The organism is Dietzia maris (assembly GCF_036287335.1).
GTDB classification, from domain to species: domain Bacteria; phylum Actinomycetota; class Actinomycetes; order Mycobacteriales; family Mycobacteriaceae; genus Dietzia; species Dietzia cinnamea.
Window position 1 is genome coordinate 2,970,827 of record NZ_CP143053.1, and the last position, 23,911, is coordinate 2,994,737.

Consider the following 23,911-nt stretch of genomic DNA (forward strand, 5'->3'; position numbering starts at 1 on the left):
GCCGTCCGCCCGGTCGCCTTCTCAGCCGCCGGCGGCCTCACGGTAGATCCGCGCATGGGTGGCCACGACGGTCTCCGGATCGGCGCCCGCCACCCGCGGCGGCACGGCCCGCGGATCCTCCGACGCCGCGCGCACGGCCACCGCCACCGCGGAGGGATCACGCGGGTCGTACACCTCTCCCGAGTGTTCGCCCGGGTCGCACCGGTCGAACCACTGGTCCCGCAGGAACCCCACCGACGGGAACACCGGCGCGACCCCGAGGTCGCGGCACAGTTCCAGCCACGTCGAGTGGGTGGCGAACCGGTACGGCAGGACGCACACGTCGAGCGCGGCGAACTCCGGCAGTACGGGCCCCAGATCCAGCGACTCGTAACGCACCAACCGCACCGACTCCCAGCCGCCCTCGGCCGCCAGCTCCGCGACGAGGTGGTGCCCGCCGGCCTCGCGGTCCTCGCCGCACGCGTCGCGCCACGCCTGCGCCTCCACCACGATCCGCAGGTGGGCGCCGCGGCGGCCCTGTGCGACCGGCGCGAGCTGGTCCAACAGCTCGGGGCCCTCGATGTTCTCGCCCATCCGCTCGAGCAGGACCCCCACCACGAGCGGGTCGTCCGGCCCGCGCAGGTGCTTGCCCGCGCGCACGGCGGCGGAGATCTCCGCCTCGTCCAGCAGCCGCGGGTGCGGCACCACGACCGGCTCCACGCCCCACCGCACCCACAGTTCGTGGGCCGCCACCTCGGTCAGCGTGATCACCGCGGACGCGGCCTCCACCAGCGTGCCGGTGTGATCCCGGTGCGGCAGCTCGTCCTCGTGCGTCGGGTAGACGATGTCGTGGACGGTCAGCACGAACGGCACCCCGGCCGTCTCGAGGTGCTCGACCACGCCGTCCACGCTCTCGGGCTCGAGGTAGTCGTAGCCGAAGTGCACGTGCACCAGATCGACGTCCCGCAGCGGGTCGGCGTCCCGGTGGATCTCGCCGGAGGCGTCCGAGTCCGGGTCGAGCTCGGCGGGGGTCACCGCCTCGGCCGGGGTGTGCCCGTTGACCACGCCGGGCCGCACGGGCACGAGCTCCACGTGCTCGGCCCCGTCCAGGCCGATGATGCGGCGCACGGCCGGATGTGCGGCGGGTAGCACCGCCACCCTCGTCCGCGACCCGCCACCCAGGACGCTCATAGCGTCAGTCTAGACCGCGGCGCAGGTCCTCGATCAGATCTCCAACATACTCCAGGCCCACCGAGAGGCGGATGACGTTGTCGCCGATCCCCACCGCGGCACGGGCCTCGGGCTCCATGGACGCGTGGGTCGTCGTCGCAGGATGGGTCACGAGGGTCTTGGCGTCGCCCAGGTTGTTGGAGATGTCGATGACCTGAAGCGCGTTGAGCAGGGCGAAGCACTCCTTCTTGCCGTGGCCGCCCTCGCCGTCGTCGCCCTGCTCGTACTTCAACCCGAAGGTCACCACGGACCCGCCGCCGGACATCTGCGCGCGCGCCAGCTCGTACTGGGGGTGTGACTCGAGCATCGGGTACGTCACCCAGTCCACCGCCGGGTGGGACTCGAGGAACCGCGCCACCTCGAGCGCGTTGGCGGACATCCGCTCCACGCGCAGGCCCATGGTCTCCAGGCCCTTGACCAGCACCCACGCGTTGAACGCGCTCATGCCGAACCCGGCGTGGCGCATGAGGTTCTGCACCGGACCGGAGATGTACTCCTCGGTCCCCAACACGGCGCCGCCGAGGACGCGGCCCTGGCCGTCGATGTGCTTGGTCGTGGAGTACACCACCACGTCCGCACCCAGCTCGAGCGGCTTCTGGTGCAGGACGGTGGCGAAGACGTTGTCCACCACGACCTGCGCGCCGGCCGCGTGGGCCAGGTCGCACACCGCGCGGACGTCGACCAGCTCCTGCATGGGGTTGGAGGGGGTCTCGAAGAAGACCGCGTCGGTGGGCTCGCTGAGCGCCTCACGCCACTGGTCGAGGTCGGCGCCGTCGACGAACACCGTCTCCACGCCCCACCGCGGCAGGATCTCCGCGCAGATCACGTAGCAGGAGCCGAACAGCGCGCGGGAGGCCACGAGCCGGGATCCGTTGCCGCACAGCGCGGCCAGCGCCACGAACACCGCGGACATGCCGGAGCTGGTGGCGAAGCACGCCTCGGCGCCCTCGATCTGGCGCAGCCGCTCCTGGAACATCGCCACGGTGGGATTGCCGTAGCGGGAGTAGACGAAGCGCTGCTTCTCACCGTTGAACGACGCCTCGGCCGCCTCGGCGGACTCGTACACGTAGCCGGAGTTGAGGAACATCGGCTCGGTGGTCTCCTCGAAGGCCGTGCGCATCTGGCCGGCGCGGACCCCCAGGGTGTCGGGGTGGAGACCGTCGGGGAGCTCGTTGTTCTTCATCCGCTGCTTTCTGTGTACTCGGGTGTGCGTGCGTGTGTGGGCGGTCCGTGTGTGGGCAGGCCGGGCGTGGGGGCGGAACGGGTCAGGACTGACGCCAGGCCAGGCCCGCGACCTTCCAGCCGTTGACCGTGCCGCGGTGCCCCTCGGCGTCGGGGTCGCCCTCGAAGCCGCCGGCCACGTTGTAGGCGGCGCCGTATCCGGCGGCGGTGGCGACCCGGGCCGCGGCCGCCGACCGGTGTCCGCTGCGGCACAGGAACAGCACGGGCGCGTCGGGCTCGACGCCCGCCTCGGCCAGCTGTTCCACGAACCTGGCGTTGGGCTGGCCCGCCGAGGTCATCCACTCGATGCCCAGCGTGCGCTTGCCGAGCTCCGACAGATCGGCGCCGCCGACCCACTGCCATTCGGCGCTGGTGCGGACGTCCACCAGCACGGCGTCGGGATCGGAGGCGAGCAGTTCCCAGGCCTGGCGGGGCGGTAGGTCCCCGGCGTAGTCGCTCATGGGTGTCGATTATGCTCCCCCGACGCCCGATCGGCGGGGTCGAGGTACCCCGGTGGCCGTTCTGTGCGACGATCCGGATATGACGCCGCTCACAGATCACCCCTTCCGTGTGGCCGTCGTCGGGTCCGGCCCGGCGGGCGTGTACGCGAGCGAAGCCCTTCTGGACTGGAGCGACTCGCGGGATCCGTCGGGGCGCGGGATCGTGGTGGACCTGCTCGACCGCCTGCCCGTGCCGTACGGGCTGCTGCGTCACGGCGTGGCCCCGGATCACCCCCGCATCAAGGGCATCGCGCGGACGCTCGAGGGGATCGCCGCGGATCCGCGCATCCGGTTCCTGGGCAACGTGGAGTTCGGCCGCGACCTGACCGTGGACGACGCGCGGCGCTTCTACCACGCGGTCGTGTTCTCCACCGGCGCGTTGGCCGACCGCCGACTCGGGATCCCGGGCGAGGACTTGGAGGGATCGTACGGGGCCGCCGAGTTCGTGACCTGGTACGACGGTCACCCCGATTCGCACCCGGAGTGGGCGCTCACCGCCGAGCGGGCGGCCGTGGTCGGCGTGGGGAACGTGGCCCTGGACGTGGCGCGCATGTTGGTGCGTAGTCCGGAGCAGCTCGAGCCGACGGACATCCCCGCCCACGTGCGGGACGGCTTCGGCACCAACGTCACGCGCGTGGTGTCGGTGATAGGGCGCCGTGGTCCGGCGCACGCCAAGTTCACGCCCCTGGAGCTGCGGGAGATGGCCAAGGTGGAGGGCGTCACCGTGGTGGTGGATCCCGACGACCTGGAGTACGACGACGAGGCGCGCGCCCTCCGCGACGGCGATCGCCGGGTGGGGCAGGTGTGCGCGCAACTCGAGAAATGGGTCGGGGCGCAGCGTGAGGCCGGGCTCGAGACGGCGGATGAGGCCGAGGCCTCCGCGCTCGCGGCCGGCGGGAAGGTGGTGCGGTTCCGCTTCCACCGGTCCCCCGTCGAGATCGTGGGCGACGACGGCCGGGTCACCGGGTTGCGACTGGAGATCACCGAGCCGGATCCCGCGCCGGCCGACGCCGGGTCGGTCGTCGGCCGGGTGCGCGGCACGGGCCGCTTCGAGGATCTGCCGGTCGAGGCCGTGTACCGCGCGGTGGGGTACCGCTCCGCCGCCCTGGAGGGCGTGCCGTTCGACGACTCCCGGGCGACCATCCCCAACGACGGCGGCCGGGTGCTCGACGCGCCGGGCGGCGATCACCTGCCGGGGCTGTTCACGGCGGGGTGGGTCAAGCGCGGTCCCTCCGGCGTCATCGGGACCAACCGGTCGTGCGCGGTGGAGACGGTCGGTCATCTCACCACCGAGCTCGAGTCCGGCACGCTGCCCGAGCCCGCTGACCCCGATCCGTCCGCCGTCCGTGACCTGCTCGCCGACCGCGGCGTGGACGTCGTCGACGGCGACGCCTGGCTGGCGATCGACGCCCACGAGCGTGAGCTCGGCGAGGCGGCCGGCCGCGAGCGCACCAAGTTGCCGGGCCGGGCGGAGATGCTCGACATCGCCCGCTCCTCGCGGGCTACTCGATCCCGCTGACGAGCCGGCCGATCTCCGTCAGCGACACCGTCCCCGGGTCGAGGTAGCGCGAGTGCGCGGTGCGCACCGATTCCGGTCCCGCGCCGGGCTCGGTGACGTCCACGGAGCGGCCGCCGAACTCGTCGGCCCCCGGCCGCTCGCCGAGCACGCCCGTGATCGACCACCACGGGACGGGATCCCAGCGTGAGGCCACGGCCACCACGTCGTCGTCGACCGCCGGGCGGCTGACGCCCGCCTCGTCCACCCACTGCCGGTCGAGCGACTCGACTCCCGCGCCGGGGCTGCCGACGTGGATCATCAGGTCGGCAGCGAGCCCCTCGGGGTCCGCGGCGGCCGCGCCCAGGACCACCGAGCCGTAGCTGTAGCCCACGGTCGCGTGCGGCGCGTCGTCGCCGTCCAGCCCCTCGACCGCGTCCAGCCCGGCCGCGTAGGTCCGGAGGTCGTCCGCGTGTGCCCACGCCGGGCCCGCGGAGGAGCCGGCGGAGACGATGCCGTCCGGCGCGTCGTAGCCCTGCCACGACACCGACACGCACTCCCCGGCCGCGTCCGCCGCCTCGCACACCGCACCTGCCCGCTCCCCGGTGCGCCCGAGGTCGGCCAGAGAGGAACCCGTACCGGGCACCAGCGTCACCACCCGCTCGGCGGAGTCGGGGTCGGCGCCGGCGACCACCGCCCGACCGTCGGGATGCAGGTCGAGAAGGTGCCTCCGGGGGTCCTGCTCGAGATACGCGGCCAACGTCGCCAGGTCCCGAGCCGCCTCGTCGGACAGCCTCCCGCTGGCGCCGGATCCGGCCCCCGCCGCGGACCCGGACGCGTCGAGCAGCCGCCGGAGCCGGGTCCGGTTGAGGGCGTCGCGCGTCGCCGACGACAGCCCGTCCACCGAGCCGAGCTCGGGGTGGTCGCGCGCCAGCCGGGCGCGGTCGGCGGGCCCGAGCGCGTGCCACAGTCGGGCGACCTCGCGCGGGTCGTCGTCGGTCGATCCCGACAGGTCCAGGCACGGCCTCGTCGCGGGATCAACCCGGCCGGCCAGCGCGTCCGCCGCCTCCCGCAGCCTCATGGCGAGGACCCGGTCGGCGTCCTGCACCGCGACCGCGTCCCCGGTTCCGGGTTCGGCCGCCTCGGCGGCGTCCCACCCGGTCACGGCGCGGGCGAGCCGACTCCCCTCGGCCCTGAGGACATCGGCCACGAAGAGGCAGTTCCCGGAGAGCATCCGCGCCTCGCCGGCGGCGTCGGCGACCTCGCCGCGGGCCCGGTCCCCCGCCCGGCCCGACCACTCCCCGCCTGTCGCGCGCCCGCCGAGCCTGCGGGCCACCGAATCCAGGTCCTCGGCGGAATCCGCGATCCGTCGGCCCACCTCCGCCGCCCGCGCGGCCGCCAGGTCGATCGCCGCGACCAGTCCGTCAGCCCCCTGCGCCGGCGACACGACCGGCCACCTCCTCGTCGGCCGCCGTCAGCAGGCCCGCCGCCCGCGCCATCCCGTCCGCCGACCGCTCCGTCTCCTCCGCGAGGGCGCGGGACCGGCGGGCGAGCAGCGCCGCACACTCGGCGAGCGCGCCGCCGCTGAATAGTCCACCGACGCCACCTGCCTGTGCTGCGGACGCCACCGCGGACGCCTCCTCGAGCGCCGCGCTCAGCGACACCGCCCGCTCGGCCAGCTCCCGCCCGGCCTCGCGGACTCGCGTGGCCTCCGCCGTCACCGCCGCCTGCTCGAACGCCAGCACGGCCGTCCCCAGCGGCCCCTGCGCCGCCGCGGCCGTCGTGCCCGCCACCACCGCCGCGGCCGCCGCATCCCCCACGGCCACCGCGCCTGTTCCCCCGTCCTGCCCTGCCATCGACCCCGCTCCCCTCCGGCCCGGCACTCCGCGCCGCTCGTCAGGTCACGCTAGGGGTCGGCACCGACACGAAGCCCTCGCCGCCAGGTGCCTGTGGACGGGGTCGACGACCATCCACAGGGGCATCACTCACTCGAGATCGGGCTGCGCGGCGTACCGGCCGCCGATGAACATCCGGGCCATCACCGCCCCGATCGCCACGAGGAAGACCACCAGCGCGACCGGGAGGATCCATGTCGGCATCGCGTCGCCGCCCGACCGCGCGGCGAGCACGATGCCCACCTGCCCGGCCACCAGCAGGAGCAGTGTGACCGTCGTGATCAGCCACAGGTCCTCGCGCATCAACCGCTCGAACCGCCGCAGCCTCGGCCCGGTGGCCGTCCACCACTCCTTGTTGGGCGCGTTGATCTGGCCCGGGGCCCACAGCACCAGCCGGGACAACAGCGGCATCGGCAGCACGACGAGCAACGGGATCAGCGCGGAGAACGCGAGCGCCCCGGTCCGACTGGACCAGCCGTCGGCCCGCCCGTCGGCGCCGAAGTGCGTCGGCACCCGCTCGGGCAGGACGGCCACCTGCCAGGCCAGCACTCCCAGCCACAGCAGGACCACTCCCCCGGCCAGCACGAGAATCCACGGAGCCGTCGGCTCGGGCGGCAGATCGCGTGCGTCGTCTGCCGCGGACCTCGTCGTCGTCATCGAGCGGAGCCTTCCCACCTACTCGCGGTGACCGGCGGCACCTACCTCACCACCGTCACGCGCGACGCGGCCTCGCGCGCCCGCTGGCGGGCGCCGTCCACGTCCTCGGCGGTGGCCACGGCCACGCCCATCCGGCGGAACTCGGTGGCCGACGGCTTGCCGAACAGCCGCAGGTCGGACTCGGGCACCGCGAGGGCGCGGGCGACGCCGGAGAAGCCGACGCCCTCCGCGCCGTCGCCCACGCCGTCGCCGCCGTAGATCACCGCCGACGCGCCCGGGCTGGCCATGGTCGTGACCACGGGCAGGCCGAGGACGGCGCGGGCGTGCATCTCGAACTCGCTGAGAACCTGGCTGCGCAGCGTGACGAGGCCGGTGTCGTGGGGGCGGGGGCTGACCTCGGAGAAGTAGACGTCGACGCCCTTGACGAACAGCTCGACTCCGAACACGCCCACCCCGCCGAGCGCGCCGGTGATGCGCGCCGCGACCGACCGCGCCGAGTCGTAGGCATCCTGCGTCATAGGCTGCGGCTGCCACGACTCGACGTAGTCGCCGCGCTCCTGCGTGTGCCCGATCGGCTCGCAGAAGTCGGTGCGGATCCGGCCCGTCTCCGGGTCCACACTGCGGACGGTGAGCAGGGTGATCTCGTACTCGAAGTCCACGAACGACTCCACGATCACGCGCGCCCCCGCGACGCGGGCACCCGACTGCGCGTACTGCCACGCACCCTCGATGTCCTCGGGGCCGTGCAGGGTGGACTGGCCTTTACCCGACGACGACATGGTGGGCTTGACCAGGCACGGGAACCCGATGGCCTCGCACGCGTCCTGAAGCTCTTCGAGGGAGGAGGCGAACGCGTAGCGGCTCGTGGGCAGGCCCAGCTCCTCGGCCGCGAGGCGGCGGATGCCCTCCCGGTCCATGGTCAGCCGCACCGCGCGCGCGGTGGGCACGACCCGGGCCAGCCCGTCCTGCTCGATCTGCGCGAGCGCGGCGGTGGCGATGGCCTCGATCTCCGGCAGGATCACCTCCGGCTTCTCCAGCTCGACGACCCTGCGCACCTCGTCGGCGTCGGTCATGTCGATGGTGTGCGACCGGTGCGCGACCTGGTGGGCCGGGGCTCCGTCGTAGCGGTCGACCGCGATGACCTCGACCCCCAGCCGCTGCAGCGCGATGGTCACCTCCTTGCCCAGCTCCCCCGAGCCGAGCAGCATCACGCGGGTCGCGGTCGGCGTGCCCGGCGTGCCGAAGCGGTCCACGGCGGGCGGGGCGAGTGGATCATGGGGGTCGGTCATATCGTCCACGCTAGTAGACCTGCGGCGACGCTCGGAGCGCGGCTGAACAGACGACCGGGCCCGGCACCGTGAGGTGCCGGGCCCGGTCGGGATGATGGGGGATGGTTATCGGATCAGCCGACCGTGGTGGCTTCGACCGTGCCGTTCTCCTGCTCGTCCCCGCCGCTGCCGGCCTCGCTGACGCCCGAGCTCGCGGCCGCGCTGCCGGCGTCGGTCCCCTCATCGTCGACGGGCTCGTCCTCCGCGCTTGCTCCGGCGAGCGAGCCGAGGACGTTAGCCTCGGTCTTTCACGGGCCGGCTGCATCACGCCGCTGAAGCGTGGCCGGAGCCGTTTCGGGCTGATTTCGATGTCGGGGCATGGTTGGGGCCCGGCTGTCGCGCCGGGGCAGCGGGTTCCGGGGGTCCTTCGGCTCGTCGGGGCAGAGGTTCGGTGGTCAACCGAATGCGGTGCGTATTCGGTGCCAGCCTGCGGCGATGGCGCTCGCCCAACGCCAGGTCTTATCGATGCGCAGGCAGGTCTGTCGGGCACTGCGGGTGATGCGGGCGGCCACGTGGAGCACGCGGTAGCGGAACGCCCCGATCTCGCAGCGAGCCAGCGCCGGGTCGCCCTGGAAGGCGATGAGTTTGGTCCAGGCGATCAGGTCGGTGGCCATCATGACGACCTCGAGCCAGGCGGCGTTCTCGGTGAACCCTCGGCAGGGCAGGTTGCGAAGCCCGGTGGCCTTGGCCTGCCGGATACGGTCCTCCACCCGGGCGTGCTGGCGGTGACGTAGCTCCAAGCCGGCGATATTGCCGCCGATCACTCCGGGTGGGGTGTCGGTGAGGAACGCGGTGATCCGCATGCCGTCTGAATCGGTGAACGTCAGCTGCGCCCCGGGGTGCGGCCGCTCTTTGCGCAGGATCAGCCGTGCCCCGTCCGGCCAGGCTGACAGGTCGATGTTGGCGGTGGCCTCGGTGACCCAGGCACCGTCGCGGATGTTGCCATCGGTGTCGATGGCCGGGTACCAACACCCGTCGGGGATGCCATCGACGAAGTTCTTGATACGAAAGTCCACCGGGAACCCGAAGGAGAACCCGACCCCACGCTCGCGGCAAGCGGCAGCAAACGCTCGGGTCGCGCCGGCTGAATCCGAACGAGCCAGTACCCGTGGGCCGCCGGGATCGCCCGGGGTGGGACGCGCATGCGCCGGTAGCGAAGCCAGCGCCATGTCCAGGACCTGAATGTGGTCGGCAGCGGTGTTCGAACCAGCATTGCCAGGTCGGAGCAGCCCGCCGAGGGCTTCACCACCGGCGATGTCGGGCCGATCCAAAAACGCCAGCAACGGGTGGAACCCGAAGGTGCGTTTCCAGGTCGCGGCCGCGTTCTCTTTCTCCGAATGAGCCACCGTGATCGTGGCATCCAGATCGATGCACAATTCCTGACTCAGGTCAGGGCCGGCACCTGCGGCCCACGCCGCTTGCCGGGCTGCGGCCCGTGCGGCGCGCACCGCCGGAAGGTGGTCAGTGTCGATGCGGTCCAGCGCCCGCCAGGCGGTGGGCATCGAGGCCACCGACCCAAATACGTCCTCGCGATCACCGAGGACCCCGATCCCGGTGATCGCATCCGCGCCATCGGCGACCGCGACGGCCAGATCGGTCAGCACCTGGCCCGGGGAGTGGACCCACGCCCCGCGGTAGGTGTCCGCCAGAGCGTCCTCGAGCGCGGTGACCAGGCCCGTGCGCTCGGCGAGCTCCCGCAGCATCCCCAACCCTGCGTGCGAGACAACACCCGACCCGTCCGCACTGACCTTCAACCGCCGAAACGACCCGCTAGACTTCATCTGGGAAGTGCTCCTCGAACTGAACCGATGTGGACCTTAGATAAGTCACATCATCCCAGCTCCGGAGCACTTCCCACGTCATTTCCAAGACCAGACCTCACGGCCCCCGTGAAAGACCGAGGTTAGCGCCCATCTCGACGCTGCCGCCGCTCACGCTGCCTGCGGTAATCGAACCCAGCGGCCCGAGCCGGTCGTTGATCTGATTCGCGACTACCTCCGGATCGATGCCGAAGTTTGTCTCGATCGCCGCGATACGCGCCTCATTTCCCGCCACGGCGTCGGGAATGCAGAGAACAGCCGCGGCAGCCGGCTCCTCGGGCGCGGTGGCCTCCCAGGTCACGGACTCCCCCTCGTCAAGCGCTACGCCCGCCTTTGTAGCGATCAGAAGAAGCGCGGCCTGCGTTATGCCGTTGTCTGCGGTGGCGTCATAGGTAGTCGGTTCACCGTCAGCGGCAGCACCGAGCATCGACACGCCGCCCATGGCCTGGATCTCGATGATCTTTGGCAGTAGGTCCATGGGGTTGCCGGCCGAGGGGTCAAGTCCGACCTCGTCGACCGAGCTATACGGCATTGTGAACCCGACGCAGTGCTGCAACGCGTCACCCTCGTTGGTGTAGGTGACGGTCGGGCCACCCTCGTCATTCGGGGTCACCGTCACCGGGCCGTTGAGTGCGGTGGCGGCGAGCTCGAGATCCGCCGCGATCTCCGACGACCCCTGGGCGCCGGCCATACCGGCTCCGGCGAGAGTGGCCCCAGCGGCGAGAGCGACGGCCGATGCTCCGGCAACGAATCGATTTCGAGTGAACATGAATGCTCCTTGCAGTGAGGGATAGTCACCACATCGAGGACCGCGGTGACACTTGCGGACGCTCCGGTGAACGCCTTCGCTGAGCGTGGCATAGATCACACCTACAGCGGTCGTAAGCGGCGCAAACTTTAGGGTTCTATAACTAGATGTTAACTTTCTTATTATCACTGGCCACAGGCGCAACAGCAGTACCGGCCACCTGCCTCTAACCCGCCCGACGGTTAGGCGATAATGTGTGTCCAAAGCCACACGAAAGGGCACACCTGTGACCAGTTCCTCTTCCGGCCCCCTCGCCGGCATCCGCGTCGTCGAACTCAATGGCATCGGCCCCGGCCCCCACGCTTGCATGATGCTGGCGGACCTGGGCGCCGACGTCGTCACGGTCATGCGCCCCGGAGAGCTCGCCACCCAGGTCGGCGGCTGGGCGCACATCACCCGCCGCGGCCGGACCGTGGTGGAGGCCAATCTCAAGAGCGACGAGGGCCTGTCGCAGGTGCGCGGACTCATCGCCAAGGCGGACGTGCTGGTCGAGGGCTACCGCCCCGGGGTCACCGAGCGCATGGGCCTGGGACCCGACGAGTGCCTGGAGCTCAACCCGCGCCTGGTCTACGCCCGCATGACCGGCTGGGGCCAGCACGGCCCGCTCGCCCACACCGCCGGCCACGACCTCAACTACATCTCCCTGACCGGTCATCTCAACGCCACAGCCCGCAAGGGCGAGCGCCCGGTGCCGCCGCTCAACCTGGTCGGCGACTTCGGCGGCGGTTCGATGTTCCTCATCCAGGGCATCCTGGCCGCGATCATCGAGCGCTCCACCTCGGGCGAGGGTCAGGTCATCGACGCCGCCATGACCGACGGCGCCTCGGTGCTCGGCCAGTTCCAGTGGGCGATGCGTGCCCGCGGTCAGTGGTCGGACGTCGCCGGGACCAACATGCTCGACACGGGCTACCCCTTCTATGACGTCTACACCTGTTCCGACGGCAAATACATGGCCGTGGGCTGCCTCGAGCCGCAGTTCTACGCCGAGTTCGCCCGGCTGCTCGGCGTCGACGGCGAGGGCATGCCCGGCCAGTTCGACATGGATCGCTGGGACGAGCTACGCGAGCTGATCGCCGGGAAGTTCGCCGAGAAGACCCGCGACGAGTGGGCCGAGGTGTTCTACGGCACCGACGCGTGCACGACGCCGGTCCTCACCTACACCGAGGCGCTGGACCATCCGCACAACACCGCCCGCGAGACGTTCGTCGAGGTCGCCGGGGATCTCGGTCCGGCGCCGGCGCCGCGGTTCTCACGGACCCCGGCCGCCCCGGTCCCGTCCGCGCCGCCGCGTGAGGCGACCGCGATCGACCAGATCTGGGTCTGAGCATGGGCGAGGCGGGGACCGGCTCGCGGGAAGACGGCGTGGTCCTGGCGTTGGATCCAGACTCGACCGAGCCCCCGTTTCGTCAGCTCAAGGCGCAGATCACGGAGGCGATCCGGCGCGGGACGCTGACACCCGGCACTCGCATGCCGCCGGTCCGCGCTCTGGCCTCCGACGTCGGTATCGCGGCCCGGACAGCGGCCAAGGTCTACAGCGAGCTCGAGGAGGCCGGACTGCTCGAGGGTCGCGGCCGCGCCGGCACCTTCGTCACCGCACCCGATCTCACCACCGCGGTGCTGACTCGCGCCGCCGAGGAGTTCGCCGAACGCGCCGCGGGATCCGGCTTCACGCTGGAAGAATCCCTCTCCGCGGTCCGCGCTGCGTTCAGCCGCCTACCGGCAACGACCGACCGCTGAACGCCCGGTCACCGTGAGATTCCACACCGCGCGTAATGCCGTCGCTACCGAGGCCGATGTTCCGGGTATGACCATCACTCGCACCGGAACCCTCGCCGCCGCCGTGGCGCTCACCGCAGCCACCACCGTCGCCGTGGCCCCCGCCTACGCCGCCCCCACTTCGACGCAGGCTGAGACCGGCGTCGTCCAGTACGCCGACACCCCCGGCAGCTCGACCTCGGGCTCGCTGGAGGGCGAGTTCGCGCAGGCCGGCTTGGTGCTCGTCGCGGGCCTCGCCGTCTCGGCCGCTCTGGCGATCGGTGCGGGTGTCGCCGGCGGCGCGATTGAGCTCCCGCCGATCCCGGGCCTGCCGCTCTGACGCACATCGGTTCGGACCGGCCCGAACCGGTCCGAACCGATCCAGACCGGCCCGAACCGATCCTCTAGCGTGACCCCGCCGGTCAGGTCGACCGTCTCATGTGCTGTGACCGTCTCATGTGTTGCAACAGTCGAGCACCTACTTGAGCGAACCGAACACGTCGATCGCGTCGATGATCTGCTCGATGATGCTCATCGGCTGCGGATCGGCATCGTCGTCGTCACCAGGGCTGTCGTCACCTGGGCCGTCGCCATCGTCGTCGAGCACGTAGTGGGCAGTCTCGATCTCGAAGTGGTCGCCGATGGCCCCCACCAGGGTGTCGCCGTCGAGTTCCGCGTCCACACAGAACGCCACCGCATGAGGCTCCGTCTCCGTAGTACCCGGACCCCCGACCGGCAACGTGCTGACCGGACCGTTGGTGCCGGCCCGCGAGACAAACCAGCCCGCCTCCCCCTGCTCGGCGGAGGAGGGTAGCCAGAGTGCCTCCTCGACTGTCAGATCATCCTTATTGACCCTGGTCAGCTGCGCCTCGATGTACTCCGCGGAACCGAGGAACACAGTGCAGATGAGATCTCGTCCTGACCGGTTGTCGTAGGAGTAGTGGAAGTATTCACCCGGGAGCGTGGAGGGGTGAATCCTCAGTGCGCTCGGACCATCGATCACTGGTGCGGGGAGTACGATTGCCTGCTCGTCGTCATCGTCGTCGCCGGGTCCCGCCTGGCTGATCTCGACCTCGGTATACGTGTCCTCGCCGGCGAACAGAGAGCAGAACGAGACGCCCACCGGGTCGAAGGAATCGTCGGTGAGGATCCCTGCGGGTTCGACATTCTCCGTGACTCCCTCAAGCACGACGGTGGAACCCGGATCGACCACTCCACCATAGGTTCCGACTTTGCCGGCAGCAGCGGCCGTGGCCAACAACTCACTGAACACCGGGTCGGGCCCATTACTATTCGCCGGATCACTCTCGACACTGGCGTACAAATCGCCGATCAGCGTGGGCTCGCCGACCAGAGCAATGCAGTACAGGCCCCGACCGGACTCGTTCCGATACTCGACCAGGGTCTCCGTCCCTCGTCCGGTCACCGTGAGCACACTGGGGCTGTCCAGAACGGCCACTCCGCCAGAGCCCGGTAGGTCGAGGTCGGACATCTCGAGCTCGTAGTAGCCTCCGTCGCCTGCGCACCAGGTGGTTGCCACCGGCTGGGTGTCCGAGAAGTCGTACTCGGCCAGGAAACCAGCCTCGACCGGCCCGCTGGAACCCTGGGATACGGTGAAAATGCTGGCGGCATGAACACCATCAGCCATCGCCTCGTTAACCATCTCCTGGGCGTAGTCGGGTAGCTCGGCGTTCGGCTCCCCGCCGGACAGGAATTCGAACATCTCGTAGGCCACTTCATACGTGGACACAAAGACAAGGCAGGTCAGATCCAGCTCTGATTGGTTGTCGTACGAGACGACCAACTCGCCGGCCTCGTCGACCTCGACCCCGACTGAACTCGGCCCATCGATGACCGGGTCGAAAGGCTGCGCGGACGCCACTCCCGCGCCGCCGACTAGTGTGGCCACCCCGAGCGCGGCCGACGCAGCCAGCGCTCCGATTCTCGTTGACAATCGCAATGGTCTCTCCAGGTCTCGTGGCCCACGGGGCTCGCATCTTCGGAGGCCGTCCGACCTCCCGGTAAGACCATGTCAGCGGGAGCGTCGGCGCCGCTGTCCCCCAAACGCACGAATTACGTGACAGGATGATCTCTTTAGTCACCATCCGTCACCTCCGCCCCGGACGACGCGGAAGCCGTCCGGGGCGGAGTGTTGTCAGGGACGGCCGAGCCGGGCCGCTGCCAGCTCCCGCCCACGGTCAGCTCCCCAGCGAGCCCCCGATGTCGAGGGAGCCCAACACGTTCGACAGGAGCGATCCCTGCCCTTCTTCGGCATGCTCGATCTCGACGTACGTGACCTCACTGGCGGTGAAGTCACTGCCGAACCCGTTGAAACATATGATGACCCCGCCCGCCTTCTCGGACTCCGGGAGTGCCACACCCATCTGTGCGGCCCAGGTGCTGGTCGTACCCTTGTCTACGAAGTTGACCAACTTGACATCGTCGTTGAGCAGATCACCATAGGTGCCAGATTCCCGGAGCATATCGACCATCTCCTCGACCTCTGCATCTGTCATCTCGGGATACGCATTCTTGATCATCGCGCGAAGGTAGTCCACAAAACCGACGCCATCGGTTCCCGTGATGAAAGCCATATGACCCGCGCTGGCCGCAGCATCAATCTCAGCCTGCAGCTCGGGGTCTGCGAGATCCTCTTCCCCGGCGAGTGCCGCTTCCCAGTCGGCGCCCGCCAACTCCTCGTAGTAGTCGTGCGCGAGGTCCTCGGGAAGCACAGCACCGAAGCACGCGAGGTCATGGCTGGAGCCGTTCGTATACGAGACCGCGTACTTTCCTTCGCCCTCGTCGGTGAGCGACGCCTTGCTCCGAGAATCGAAGACAGGGAGAGCGGTACTGCCAGATTCGGCCAGGCTCCCTGCCCCTTGCGCGGAGGCCGCCGGGGCGCCGGCAAGCACGAGCACCGCGGCGCATGCCGCCGCGGACAGAGACGTGAATCGAATGGGGGTACGCATCGGGGACTCCTCGCAGGTCGAGCCCGGCCTATCTGGCCGGCCCCTGGAAGTTCACCAATGTCGCCGGAACTTAGGTATCGCATGTTCGTACGACATCTGTCATACGTTCACATCATGATCCAGATCACCAGTCACACGAGCCACTGGTGCCACATCCGCCCCGCGCAAAGTGGACCCGCTCAGGCCAGGATGTCGCGCCGCACCACGTTCTGGTCCCGGCCCGGGCCCACGCCGATGTACGACATGTGACAGCCGGCCAACTCCTCGAGCCGCAGGACATAGTCGCGGGCCTCGGGCGGCAGGTCGCTGAACTCGCGCGCCCCGGTGATGTCCTCGTCCCAGCCCGGCATGGTCTCGTAGATCGGCGTGGCGTGGTGGAAGTCGGTCTGCGTCATGGGCATCTCGTCGTGCCGCACGCCGTCCACGTCGTAGGCCACGCAGATCGGGATCTCGCCGATTCCGGTGAGCACGTCGAGCTTGGTCAGGAAGTAGTCGGTAAAGCCGTTGACGCGCGCGGCGTACCGGGCGATCACGGCGTCGTACCAGCCGCAGCGGCGGGTGCGGCCGGTGTTCACGCCCACCTCACCACCGGTGACCTGCAGGTACTCGCCCCACTTGTCGAACAGCTCGGTGGGGAACGGCCCGGCGCCCACGCGGGTGGTGTACGCCTTGACGATCCCCAGGGAGTGCGTGATCCGCGTCGGCCCGATCCCGGAGCCGACGCACGCGCCGCCGGCGGTGGGGTTGGACGAGGTGACGAACGGGTAGGTGCCGTGGTCCACGTCGAGCATGGTGGCCTGGCCACCCTCCATGAGGACGGACTGGCCGCGGTCGAGGGCCTCGTTGAGCATGAGCGTGGTGTCGCAGACCATGGGCCGCAGGCGGTCGGCGTAGGACAGGAAGTACTCGACCATCTCCTCGACCTCGACCGCTCGACGGTTGTAGATCTTCACGAGGATCTGGTTCTTGAGGTGCAGCGCGCCCTCGATCTTCTGTCGCAGGATCGACTCGTCGAACACGTCCTGCACGCGGATGCCCACGCGGGAGACCTTGTCGGCGTAGGTGGGGCCGATGCCGCGCCCGGTGGTGCCGATGGCCTTCTTGCCCAGGAATCGCTCGGTCACCTTGTCGAGCGCCTGGTGGTACGGCGCGACGAGGTGGGCGTCGGCCGAGATGCGCAGGCGGGACGTGTCGGCGCCGCGGGCCTGCAGGCCTTCGATCTCCTCGAACAGCGCCTCGAGGTTCACCACCACGCCGTTGCCGATGACCGGGGTGGCCGTGGGCGATAGGATGCCGGCGGGCAGGAGCTTGAGCTCGTACTTCTCGCCGCCCACCACGACGGTGTGGCCGGCGTTGTTGCCGCCGTTGGGCTTGACCACGTACTCGACGCGGCCGCCCAGGATGTCGGTGGCCTTACCCTTGCCCTCGTCGCCCCACTGGGCGCCGATCAGAACGATCGCTGGCATGGTTCGCTTTCACCTCGAAAAGAGTCGTCTACACGGTGAGGGACGGGCACATTGTCGTGATTCCGCGCACACCAGCGCTCCAGAATAGTCGCATCCGCGCTCTCACCCTAGTCGCCGACCCCCCGCAGCCTGCGCAGTCGCACGGGCGTTCCGGGCAGGAGCTGCGAGATCCTGTCCGCCGAGCGGGCGGTGAGCACCCCGATCACCGGGTAGCCACCGGTGACGGGGTGGTCGGGGCCGAACACCACGGGGCGGCCGTCGGCGGGGATCTGGACGGCGCCGCGCACCATGCCCTCGCTGGGGATCTCGCCCCTGGACAACCGCGGGACGGGCCGGGCGGGGTCGATGCGCACGCCCACCCGGTCGGCGTGGCCGCTGACGTGGCCGGTCGCCGCGAGGACGTCCCACGCCTCGGGTGGGAAGAGGTCGTCGCGCGGGCCGGGGATGACGTCGAGGTCGACGGGTTGGCGGGCGTCGGTGCCGCCGACGGCCGCCTGCCATCCGTCCGCCCACGGGCCCACGACCGCGTCGCCGACGTCGATGACGTCCCCGACGGTGACGGGCGGCGGGCCGAGCCCGGACAGGGTGTCACGGGAGCGGCTGCCCAGCACCGGCGGCACGTCGATGCCCCCGCGCACGCCCACGTAGCTGCGCACCCCCGCGACGGGCCGGCCGATCTCCAGCGTCGACCCGGTGTCCAGGCGGAGGACGTCGCCGGTGGCGGCGGTGCGGCGGGAGCCGTCGGGGGTGACGACGACGACGAGGGCCTCCGCCCCCGTGACCGCCACGATCGCGGGGGCGTCCGTGAGGACGGTGAGCCCGCCGAGCAGCACCTCGAGCACCGCGGCGGCGGGGTCGGTGCCGACGGCCCGGAGGGCGGTGGCCGCGGCGGCGCGGTCGGCGGCCCCGGAGGCGGTCACCCCGAGGTCGGCGTGTCCGGGGCGGCCGAGGTCCTGCACGAGGACGGCGGGCCCGGCCCGGAGCACCAGCAGGCTCATCGGTCCGCGCCCGGGCCGCCGGAGCCGCGTGAGCCGCCAGCGTCACGGAACCGCACGACCGTCCCGGGCGTCAGCAGGGCGGGGTCGGGGCGGTCGACGTCCCACAGCCGGGCGTCGGTGGTGCCGATGAGCTGCCACCCGCCGGGCGACGCGCCGGGGTAGACGGCGCAGAACCGGTCCGCCAGGCCCACCGATCCGGCCGGCACCCGCGCCCGCGGGGACGGCAGCCGCGGCACGGTCGGCAGGGGTCGCGGCTCGGCGTGGACGCGCTGCTCGCCTCCGCGCGCGTCCGGGTTGCGAGCATCGAGCTCCCGCGCGTCCACGAGGTAGGCGAATCCGGGCGCGAACCCGCCGAACGCGGCCCGCCAGGCGATTGCCGTGTGGGTCCGCACGAACGCCTCGGTCGACAGCCCGGCCAGGTCGGCGACGGCGTGCAGGTCGGGCCCGTCGTAGCGGACGTCGAGGATCACCTCGGCCGCCCCACCCGCGGCCCCGACCCCGCCAGCACCCCCGACCCCGCCCGCGGCCCCAGGATCCGCTACTCCCCCTCCGGATCCGCTACCCGCATAGGGGTAGCGGATCCGGTCCCCGGGTAGCGGATTCTGGGTGGACGGCGAATTCTGGGTGGACGGCGGATTCTGGGTGGGCGGCGGATCCTGGGTGGACGGCGGCCCTTCGGCCAACAGCGCCTCGACCCTCTGCCGCAGCCCGGGCAACGCGGAGGCCTCCCGCGCGGTCACCAGCACGGTGCGGGCCGCCGCGACCACGTCGACGGCCTCCGGCCGCAACCCGCGGACCCTCCCGGCGAGCTGCACCGCCTCCGCCAGACCCGCACACTCGAGCAGCAGCGCGGCCTCTCCGCAGCGGCGGATCCTCGTCGTCGTCATCTCTCCCCCGCGGGCACGAACGGCGCCAGCCGCACCCCGGCCGCCTCGAGCGCCGACCGCACCCGACGCGCCAGGTCCACCGCACCGGGCGTGTCCCCGTGGACGCAGATCGACGCGGCCTCCACCACGATCGGCGACCCGTCCGACGCCGTGATCTCCCGTCCCGTGGCCATCGCCACCACGCGGGCGGCGACCTCGTCGGCGTCGGTGATGACGGCTCCCGGCTCGCCACGCGGCACGAGCGTGCCGTCGGGTCGGTAGCCGCGGTCGGCGAACGCCTCGGTCACGGCCCGCACGCCCGCCCTCTCGGCCTCCGCCAGGACCACCGCGCCGGGCAGGCCGAGGATCGGCAGCGGGTCCTCGTCGGCGACCGCGGCGTAGGCCAGGACAGCGTCGACGACACCGGCGGCCTGCTCGCGATCATGGACGATGCGGTTGTAGAGGGCCCCGTGGGGCTTGACGTACCGCACCCGCGAGCCGTGGCGCCGCGCGGCCATGTCGAGCTCGATCAGCTGGAACGCCACGATGCGGGCGACCTCCTCGCGGTCGAGGTCGTGCTCGACGCGCCCGAAGTTCTCCGCGTCGCGGTACGAGGGGTGCGCGCCCACGGCCACGCCCCGCTCGGCGGCCGCCACGACCGTCGCGTTCATCGTGGGGCGGTTGCCGGCGTGGAAGCCGCACGCGACGTTCGCGGAGGTCACGACCTCCAGCAGGGCGGCGTCGTCGGGGTCGGGCCCGGCGTGCGGCGCGAGCGAAGCCGACCACCTCGGAGTGCCCCGGCGGGCCTCCCCGAGGTCGCAGTTGAGATCGATCCTGCCGCGATCGATGTCGGGCGCCTGTGCATGCACACCTCCATCCTGCCCCAGGTTCGCCCCCTGCGGCCGCTGCGGTCATGATGGAGGTCATGATCGTCATCCGCTGCGGCTCCGCGCCGGTTCCGACGGTCCTCGGCGAACACCTACGCGTCGAGGTCAGTGCGGTTCCCACCAAGGAGGAGGTCACCCGCGCGCTCTCCGAGGTCGGAACCCGCCGACGGCTGGTCGTGTGCGGCACCGACGCCGGACTGGCCGCGCTGCTCACCCGCCTCATGCGCACCGAGAACCTCGACGTGGAGATCGCCTACGTCGCCGACGAACCCACGCCGGCCACCAAGGCGTACGGCCTGCCGACCGGCTCGGAGGCCGCCAAGCTGGGCGTCCGCGGCGAGGCCCGCGAGGTGCCCCTCGTGCGCGACGACACCGGGACCGCCCTCGTGGGCGAGGCCACCGTCCGCGGCCCGGAAGGCGGCCATCTGGTGGGCGAGGCCTACGCCGACGACAACCGGGTCTTCTCCGGCGAGATCGACGCCCTCACCGTCCGCCCGACGCCGGACCTCCCGGGCGTCGTCGCCACGGCCGCCCGCCCCCGCCGGCTGCGACGACGGCCGTGGCTCGCCGCGCGCGCGGTCCAGCTGGGGACCGAGGCCGGCCTGCTCACCCGCGACGGGGTCACCGGCCGGCGGGCCATCAAGAGGACGACTTTCTACCGTCATACCGAGCCATGGAGGCTCGTGTCGCCCTGAACGGCGGCATCTCCGGAGCGGGCCGGTCGGGCGAGTCCGGCCACTCCTCCTTGAGCAGCTCCGGAGACACGGCCGGCGTCCGCACCGTCGGCGGCAGCGTGGCCAGCGCCGAGATCTTGCTCAGGCCCGCCACCTGCATCACGTCCACCAGGATCGACCGGATCTGCGCGAGCATCACCGTCTCGGTCATCCCGGAGCCGATCACCAGCTCCCGCTTCGCCCGCGCGGACACCGCGCGCAGCTCCCGCAACACCTTCGCGGCGCTGGGCGCGTCGGGGTCGGCGGCCACCCGCTGGGCGAGCAACTCCACCGCGTCGGCGAGCGCGGCCAGCAGCGAACTGAGCGCGGGCGGGACGTCGACCTGGTCGTCGACGGCCACGATCGCCCGCCGCGCCAGCACCCGGATGTTGCGGATGCCGTTGTCGAGCGGGTTGAGGATCCGGCTCAGCTCCACCTCCTCCGGACGGCGCCGACGGTAGAACGGCGAGATCCGCACCAACTCCTGCGCCCCCGCGAGCTGCTCCTCCACCGCGTCGATCGCCGGCTGGGTGTCGCGGGCGTCCTGCAGCGCCTCGCGGATGAGGTCGGAATCCCGTCGGTCCAGCCCCTCGGCGACCTCCGCCAGGACCGACGAGGCCACCCCGAGCAGTGACGCCGCCTCGCGTCGGGCGCGCCGCAGCGGGTGCACGGGGATGAGCGACATCGCCACCAGCGCGACGACACCGCCGACGGCGGCGTCCACCATCCGCTCATAGCCGCCCGCCGAACCCGGCGGCAGGATCGTGGCCACGAGGATCGCTGATGACGCCGCCTGCGTCCCCACGAGCGCGCCCCGGTCGAGGAACACGGCCGCCGACATCGCCAGCACCACCACCGCGGCGATCTGCCACGGGCCGGAGCCGATCTGCGCGATGAGCAGATCCCCCAGGCCGACGCCCACCACGACGCCGATCACCAGCTCGATGCCGCGGCGGACCCGCCGGCCCATCCCGGTGCCCAGCGCGATGGCGGCCGCGATGGGCGCGAAGAACGGCGCGGGGTGCCCCAGCAGGTCGAACGCGATGAACCAGGCGATCCCGGCGGCCAGGCCGCACTGCAGGATCGGCAGGAACGCGTACGCCAGACGCCGGGTCCGCGTCCTCAGCGGAACCGGCAGCGCGGCGTAGACGCCCAGCGCGCGGGCGTCTAGACGATCACGCCAGGCCGAGAGGCGCGGCGGCGTGCGGGTCCGACTCATTGATCAGGTCCAGGCAACGGATGTACTCGTCCTCCTCGCCGATCGACTGCGCGGCGCGGGCCAGCGCCGCGACCGCGCGGAGGAACCCGCGGTTCGGCTCGTGGTCGTACGGCACCGGGCCGAAGCCCTTCCAGCCGTGGCGGCGCAGCTGGTCCAACCCGCGGTGGTAACCGGTGCGGGCGAAGGCGTACGCGGTCACCGCGTCGCCGGCGTCGAGTGCGCGCTCGGCGAGCTCGGCCCACGCGATCGACGCCGCCGGATGGTCGGCCGCGACCGTGCGGGGGTCCTCGCCCGCGGCGAGGGCGTCCTCCGCCTCCGGATCGCCGGTCAGACGGGTGGGCGGGGGGCCGAGGAGATCTCCGAACTGGGTCATGCCGACCATTGTCCACGAATTGCCGGAACCGCTCCCGGGGGAGGGGCAAACGGACCGTCCGGGGAGCGCACGACAAGCGTTTGCTATGGTGAGAGCCCTGCGGCGCCCCACGACGGGCGCCGCGGTCGCGTTGCCGCAGGCCGCACTGACCGCCGCCGCGACGCGGAATCGATGGTCCGGTGTCGAGGCCCTGAGCGCGCGGGGACCCCTCCGCCGACGCCCCGCCTCCACCGGCGTCTCTGCCCGAGACGAACGAGAGGCCGGTGACGGCCGGAAGGAAAGTAGTTGTCTAATCAACGAATCGCCATCTTCGGAGCCGGCCCCAGCGGCATCGCCGCCCGGCGGGCGTTCGAGTCCGCACAACGCGCGGGCGCCACGATCCCCGAGATCGTCTGCTACGAGAAGCAGGACGACTGGGGTGGCCAGTGGAACTACAGCTGGCGCAGCGGGATCGACAAGTACGGCGAGCCGGTGCACTCCTCGATGTACCGCAACCTGTGGTCGAACGGCCCGAAGGAGGCCCTGGAGTTCGCCGAGTACACCTTCGACGAGCACTTCGGCCGGCCCATCTCCTCCTACCCGCCGCGCGAGGTGCTGCGGGACTACATCGACGGCCGCGTGCGCAAGTCCGAGGTCAAGGACAAGGTGCAGTTCTCCACGGCCGTGCGCTGGGTGGACTACGACCGCGACCAGGACAACTTCACCGTGACCGTGGAGAACCTCCGCTCCGGCCGCACCACCACCTCCGAGTTCGACCGCATCATCGTCGCGACCGGCCACTTCAGCTTCCCCAACGTGCCCGACTTCGAGGGCATCCACACCTTCCCCGGCTCGGTCCAGCACGCCCACGACTTCCGCGGCGCCGAGAACCTGGCGGACAAGCGGGTCCTGCTCGTCGGCGCCTCCTACTCCGCCGAGGACATCGGCGTGCAGGCGTTCAAGATGGGCGCCCGCTCGGTGACGATGTCCTACCGCACTCGGCCGATCGGCTACGACTGGCCGGACGGCATGGAGGAGCTGCCGCTCATCGACCGCTTCGAGGGCAGCACGGTCCACTTCACGGGCGGCGAGACCCGGGAGTTCGACGCGGTGATCCTGTGCACCGGCTACCTGCACAAGTACCCGTTCCTGCCCGCCGACCTGGCATTGCAGTCGCCGAACAACATCTACCCCTCCGGCCTGTACCGGGGCGTGGTGTGGCAGAAGAACCCGCGCGTGTACTACCTCGGCGCCCAGGACCAGTGGTTCACGTTCAACATGTTCGACGCGCAGGCCTGGTACGTGCGTGACCTCATCCTCGGACGCACGCCGCTGCCGTCGGCACAGGACCGCGCCGCGCACATGCGCGCCTGGCGCGACCGCTTCCAGCAGCTCGACGGTGACGCCGACCAGGTGCGGTTCCAGGCCGACTACATCCGCGACCTCATCGACGCGACCGACTACTCGGAGTTCGATCTCGACGAGGTCGTCCGGATCTTCCTCGCGTGGAAGGACGACAAGGCCGCCAACATCCTCACCTACCGCGACAAACCGCACCGTTCGGTCATGACCGGCACGATGGCCGCCGAGCACCACACCCCGTGGCTGCGCGAGCTGGACGACTCGATGGCGCGGTACCTGTCGACCCCCGCGCGCAGCGAGCTGGAGCAGATGGTCGAGGACGGCGCGCCCGCCGAGTCCACCGCGCGCTGAGCGCCGGACCCGGGAATGAACATCCGGTGACGCCTCAGCG

General features: G+C 71.2%; 23 protein-coding genes. 6 read left to right on the forward strand and 17 right to left on the reverse strand.

The genetic code is table 11. From position 1 onward, the window contains the following. Positions 1-21 precede the first annotated feature (21 nt). The 3 genes from VYL96_RS13820 to VYL96_RS13830 form a co-directional block, all read right to left on the reverse strand. The gene (locus VYL96_RS13820; RefSeq protein ID WP_187701516.1) at positions 22-1,170 is read right to left on the reverse strand and encodes a glycosyltransferase family protein; all 1,149 of its coding nucleotides are present in this window, start codon (positions 1,168-1,170) and stop codon (positions 22-24) included. A gap of 4 nt (positions 1,171-1,174) precedes the next feature. Beyond that, on the reverse strand, positions 1,175-2,392 hold the full coding sequence (locus tag VYL96_RS13825; protein WP_131885444.1) for an O-succinylhomoserine sulfhydrylase: 1,218 nt from the start codon (positions 2,390-2,392) through the stop codon (positions 1,175-1,177). 82 nt (positions 2,393-2,474) lie between these two features. Further along, complete coding sequence (locus VYL96_RS13830) at positions 2,475-2,891, reverse strand: rhodanese-like domain-containing protein (protein WP_063973774.1); 417 nt, start codon at positions 2,889-2,891, stop codon at positions 2,475-2,477. A 79-nt stretch (positions 2,892-2,970) separates the two neighbouring features. Between VYL96_RS13830 and VYL96_RS13835 the strand changes: the two genes are divergently transcribed. Next, a complete protein-coding gene (locus VYL96_RS13835; protein ID WP_063973775.1) occupies positions 2,971-4,449 on the forward strand; it encodes an FAD-dependent oxidoreductase in 1,479 nt (492 codons plus the stop codon). Here VYL96_RS13835 and VYL96_RS13840 read toward each other — a convergent pair. The 6 genes from VYL96_RS13840 to VYL96_RS13865 all read right to left on the reverse strand — a co-directional run bounded on the left by VYL96_RS13840 (position 4,433) and on the right by VYL96_RS13865 (position 10,894). Next, complete coding sequence (locus VYL96_RS13840) at positions 4,433-5,872, reverse strand: alpha/beta hydrolase (protein ID WP_243699633.1); 1,440 nt, start codon at positions 5,870-5,872, stop codon at positions 4,433-4,435. The two genes, VYL96_RS13835 and VYL96_RS13840, sit on opposite strands and share 17 nt — an antisense overlap. Further along, the gene (locus VYL96_RS13845; protein WP_131885445.1) at positions 5,850-6,281 is read right to left on the reverse strand and encodes a hypothetical protein; all 432 of its coding nucleotides are present in this window, start codon (positions 6,279-6,281) and stop codon (positions 5,850-5,852) included. The genes VYL96_RS13840 and VYL96_RS13845 overlap by 23 nt, the downstream gene beginning before the upstream one ends. A gap of 129 nt (positions 6,282-6,410) precedes the next feature. Further along, positions 6,411-6,977 (reverse strand): DUF1648 domain-containing protein, encoded by a 567-nt coding sequence (locus VYL96_RS13850; RefSeq protein WP_131885447.1) that lies wholly within the window; start codon positions 6,975-6,977, stop codon positions 6,411-6,413. Positions 6,978-7,018: 41 nt separating this feature from the next. Next, positions 7,019-8,266: a formate-dependent phosphoribosylglycinamide formyltransferase gene (gene purT / locus VYL96_RS13855; RefSeq protein ID WP_131885449.1), complete on the reverse strand. Its 1,248-nt coding sequence runs from the start codon at positions 8,264-8,266 to the stop codon at positions 7,019-7,021. Between the two features lie 434 nt (positions 8,267-8,700). Next, a complete protein-coding gene (locus VYL96_RS13860; protein ID WP_131886714.1) occupies positions 8,701-10,086 on the reverse strand; it encodes an IS1380 family transposase in 1,386 nt (461 codons plus the stop codon). 97 nt (positions 10,087-10,183) lie between these two features. Continuing rightward, a complete protein-coding gene (locus VYL96_RS13865) occupies positions 10,184-10,894 on the reverse strand; it encodes a hypothetical protein (RefSeq protein WP_131885894.1) in 711 nt (236 codons plus the stop codon). Between the two features lie 265 nt (positions 10,895-11,159). Between VYL96_RS13865 and VYL96_RS13870 the strand changes: the two genes are divergently transcribed. The 3 genes from VYL96_RS13870 (at position 11,160) to VYL96_RS13880 (ending at position 13,028) form a co-directional block, all read left to right on the forward strand. Then, positions 11,160-12,257 (forward strand): CaiB/BaiF CoA transferase family protein, encoded by a 1,098-nt coding sequence (locus VYL96_RS13870; protein WP_131885893.1) that lies wholly within the window; start codon positions 11,160-11,162, stop codon positions 12,255-12,257. Positions 12,258-12,259: 2 nt separating this feature from the next. Further along, the gene (locus VYL96_RS13875; RefSeq protein ID WP_131885892.1) at positions 12,260-12,670 is read left to right on the forward strand and encodes a GntR family transcriptional regulator; all 411 of its coding nucleotides are present in this window, start codon (positions 12,260-12,262) and stop codon (positions 12,668-12,670) included. A 67-nt stretch (positions 12,671-12,737) separates the two neighbouring features. After that, positions 12,738-13,028: a hypothetical protein gene (locus tag VYL96_RS13880; RefSeq protein WP_131885891.1), complete on the forward strand. Its 291-nt coding sequence runs from the start codon at positions 12,738-12,740 to the stop codon at positions 13,026-13,028. A gap of 138 nt (positions 13,029-13,166) precedes the next feature. On the opposite strand, the gene VYL96_RS13885 is transcribed toward VYL96_RS13880, so the two are convergent. The 6 genes from VYL96_RS13885 to VYL96_RS13910 all read right to left on the reverse strand — a co-directional run bounded on the left by VYL96_RS13885 (position 13,167) and on the right by VYL96_RS13910 (position 19,856). Continuing rightward, positions 13,167-14,570, reverse strand: coding sequence for a hypothetical protein (locus tag VYL96_RS13885; protein ID WP_131885890.1), 1,404 nt, complete (start codon positions 14,568-14,570; stop codon positions 13,167-13,169). A gap of 316 nt (positions 14,571-14,886) precedes the next feature. Beyond that, positions 14,887-15,657, reverse strand: a complete 771-nt coding sequence (locus tag VYL96_RS13890) for a hypothetical protein (RefSeq protein ID WP_131885889.1) — start codon at positions 15,655-15,657, stop codon at positions 14,887-14,889. Between the two features lie 179 nt (positions 15,658-15,836). Next, positions 15,837-17,123 carry an adenylosuccinate synthase gene (locus VYL96_RS13895; RefSeq protein WP_131885888.1) on the reverse strand — a complete coding sequence of 429 codons (1,287 nt, stop codon included), beginning with the start codon at positions 17,121-17,123 and terminating at the stop codon, positions 15,837-15,839. A 107-nt stretch (positions 17,124-17,230) separates the two neighbouring features. Beyond that, positions 17,231-18,121, reverse strand: a complete 891-nt coding sequence (locus VYL96_RS13900) for a 5-oxoprolinase subunit C family protein (protein ID WP_131885887.1) — start codon at positions 18,119-18,121, stop codon at positions 17,231-17,233. Next, positions 18,118-19,008 (reverse strand): 5-oxoprolinase subunit B family protein, encoded by an 891-nt coding sequence (locus tag VYL96_RS13905; RefSeq protein WP_131885886.1) that lies wholly within the window; start codon positions 19,006-19,008, stop codon positions 18,118-18,120. Before VYL96_RS13905 ends, VYL96_RS13900 begins: the two co-directional genes overlap by 4 nt. After that, positions 19,005-19,856, reverse strand: a complete 852-nt coding sequence (locus VYL96_RS13910; RefSeq protein ID WP_131885885.1) for a LamB/YcsF family protein — start codon at positions 19,854-19,856, stop codon at positions 19,005-19,007. Before VYL96_RS13910 ends, VYL96_RS13905 begins: the two co-directional genes overlap by 4 nt. A gap of 56 nt (positions 19,857-19,912) precedes the next feature. Here VYL96_RS13910 and VYL96_RS13915 point away from each other — a divergent pair, with 56 nt between their 5' ends. Continuing rightward, complete coding sequence (locus VYL96_RS13915; RefSeq protein ID WP_131885884.1) at positions 19,913-20,569, forward strand: hypothetical protein; 657 nt, start codon at positions 19,913-19,915, stop codon at positions 20,567-20,569. Here VYL96_RS13915 and VYL96_RS13920 read toward each other — a convergent pair. Together VYL96_RS13920 and VYL96_RS13925 are read right to left on the reverse strand one after the other, a co-directional pair. Continuing rightward, positions 20,514-21,806 (reverse strand): FUSC family protein, encoded by a 1,293-nt coding sequence (locus tag VYL96_RS13920; protein WP_131885883.1) that lies wholly within the window; start codon positions 21,804-21,806, stop codon positions 20,514-20,516. The genes VYL96_RS13915 and VYL96_RS13920 overlap by 56 nt on opposite strands. Then, the gene (locus tag VYL96_RS13925; protein WP_043567286.1) at positions 21,763-22,179 is read right to left on the reverse strand and encodes a DUF3151 domain-containing protein; all 417 of its coding nucleotides are present in this window, start codon (positions 22,177-22,179) and stop codon (positions 21,763-21,765) included. Before VYL96_RS13925 ends, VYL96_RS13920 begins: the two co-directional genes overlap by 44 nt. A 285-nt stretch (positions 22,180-22,464) precedes the next feature. On the opposite strand from VYL96_RS13925, the gene VYL96_RS13930 reads away from it, so the two are divergent. Further along, positions 22,465-23,871 (forward strand): trimethylamine monooxygenase, encoded by a 1,407-nt coding sequence (locus VYL96_RS13930; RefSeq protein WP_131885882.1) that lies wholly within the window; start codon positions 22,465-22,467, stop codon positions 23,869-23,871. The last annotated feature ends 40 nt before the right edge of the window (positions 23,872-23,911 follow it).

Coding starts and splice junctions, on each gene's coding strand:
- VYL96_RS13820 (WP_187701516.1), bottom strand. CDS start 1,170: ATGAGCGTCCTGGGTGGCGGGTCGCGGACGAGGGTGGCGGTGCTACCC.
- VYL96_RS13825 (WP_131885444.1), bottom strand. CDS start 2,392: ATGAAGAACAACGAGCTCCCCGACGGTCTCCACCCCGACACCCTGGGG.
- VYL96_RS13830 (WP_063973774.1), bottom strand. CDS start 2,891: ATGAGCGACTACGCCGGGGACCTACCGCCCCGCCAGGCCTGGGAACTG.
- VYL96_RS13835 (WP_063973775.1), top strand. CDS start 2,971: ATGACGCCGCTCACAGATCACCCCTTCCGTGTGGCCGTCGTCGGGTCC.
- VYL96_RS13845 (WP_131885445.1), bottom strand. CDS start 6,281: ATGGCAGGGCAGGACGGGGGAACAGGCGCGGTGGCCGTGGGGGATGCG.
- VYL96_RS13850 (WP_131885447.1), bottom strand. CDS start 6,977: ATGACGACGACGAGGTCCGCGGCAGACGACGCACGCGATCTGCCGCCC.
- purT (WP_131885449.1), bottom strand. CDS start 8,266: ATGACCGACCCCCATGATCCACTCGCCCCGCCCGCCGTGGACCGCTTC.
- VYL96_RS13860 (WP_131886714.1), bottom strand. CDS start 10,086: ATGAAGTCTAGCGGGTCGTTTCGGCGGTTGAAGGTCAGTGCGGACGGG.
- VYL96_RS13865 (WP_131885894.1), bottom strand. CDS start 10,894: ATGTTCACTCGAAATCGATTCGTTGCCGGAGCATCGGCCGTCGCTCTC.
- VYL96_RS13875 (WP_131885892.1), top strand. CDS start 12,260: ATGGGCGAGGCGGGGACCGGCTCGCGGGAAGACGGCGTGGTCCTGGCG.
- VYL96_RS13880 (WP_131885891.1), top strand. CDS start 12,738: ATGACCATCACTCGCACCGGAACCCTCGCCGCCGCCGTGGCGCTCACC.
- VYL96_RS13890 (WP_131885889.1), bottom strand. CDS start 15,657: ATGCGTACCCCCATTCGATTCACGTCTCTGTCCGCGGCGGCATGCGCC.
- VYL96_RS13895 (WP_131885888.1), bottom strand. CDS start 17,123: ATGCCAGCGATCGTTCTGATCGGCGCCCAGTGGGGCGACGAGGGCAAG.
- VYL96_RS13900 (WP_131885887.1), bottom strand. CDS start 18,121: ATGAGCCTGCTGGTGCTCCGGGCCGGGCCCGCCGTCCTCGTGCAGGAC.
- VYL96_RS13905 (WP_131885886.1), bottom strand. CDS start 19,008: ATGACGACGACGAGGATCCGCCGCTGCGGAGAGGCCGCGCTGCTGCTC.
- VYL96_RS13915 (WP_131885884.1), top strand. CDS start 19,913: ATGATCGTCATCCGCTGCGGCTCCGCGCCGGTTCCGACGGTCCTCGGC.
- VYL96_RS13920 (WP_131885883.1), bottom strand. CDS start 21,806: ATGAGTCGGACCCGCACGCCGCCGCGCCTCTCGGCCTGGCGTGATCGT.
- VYL96_RS13925 (WP_043567286.1), bottom strand. CDS start 22,179: ATGACCCAGTTCGGAGATCTCCTCGGCCCCCCGCCCACCCGTCTGACC.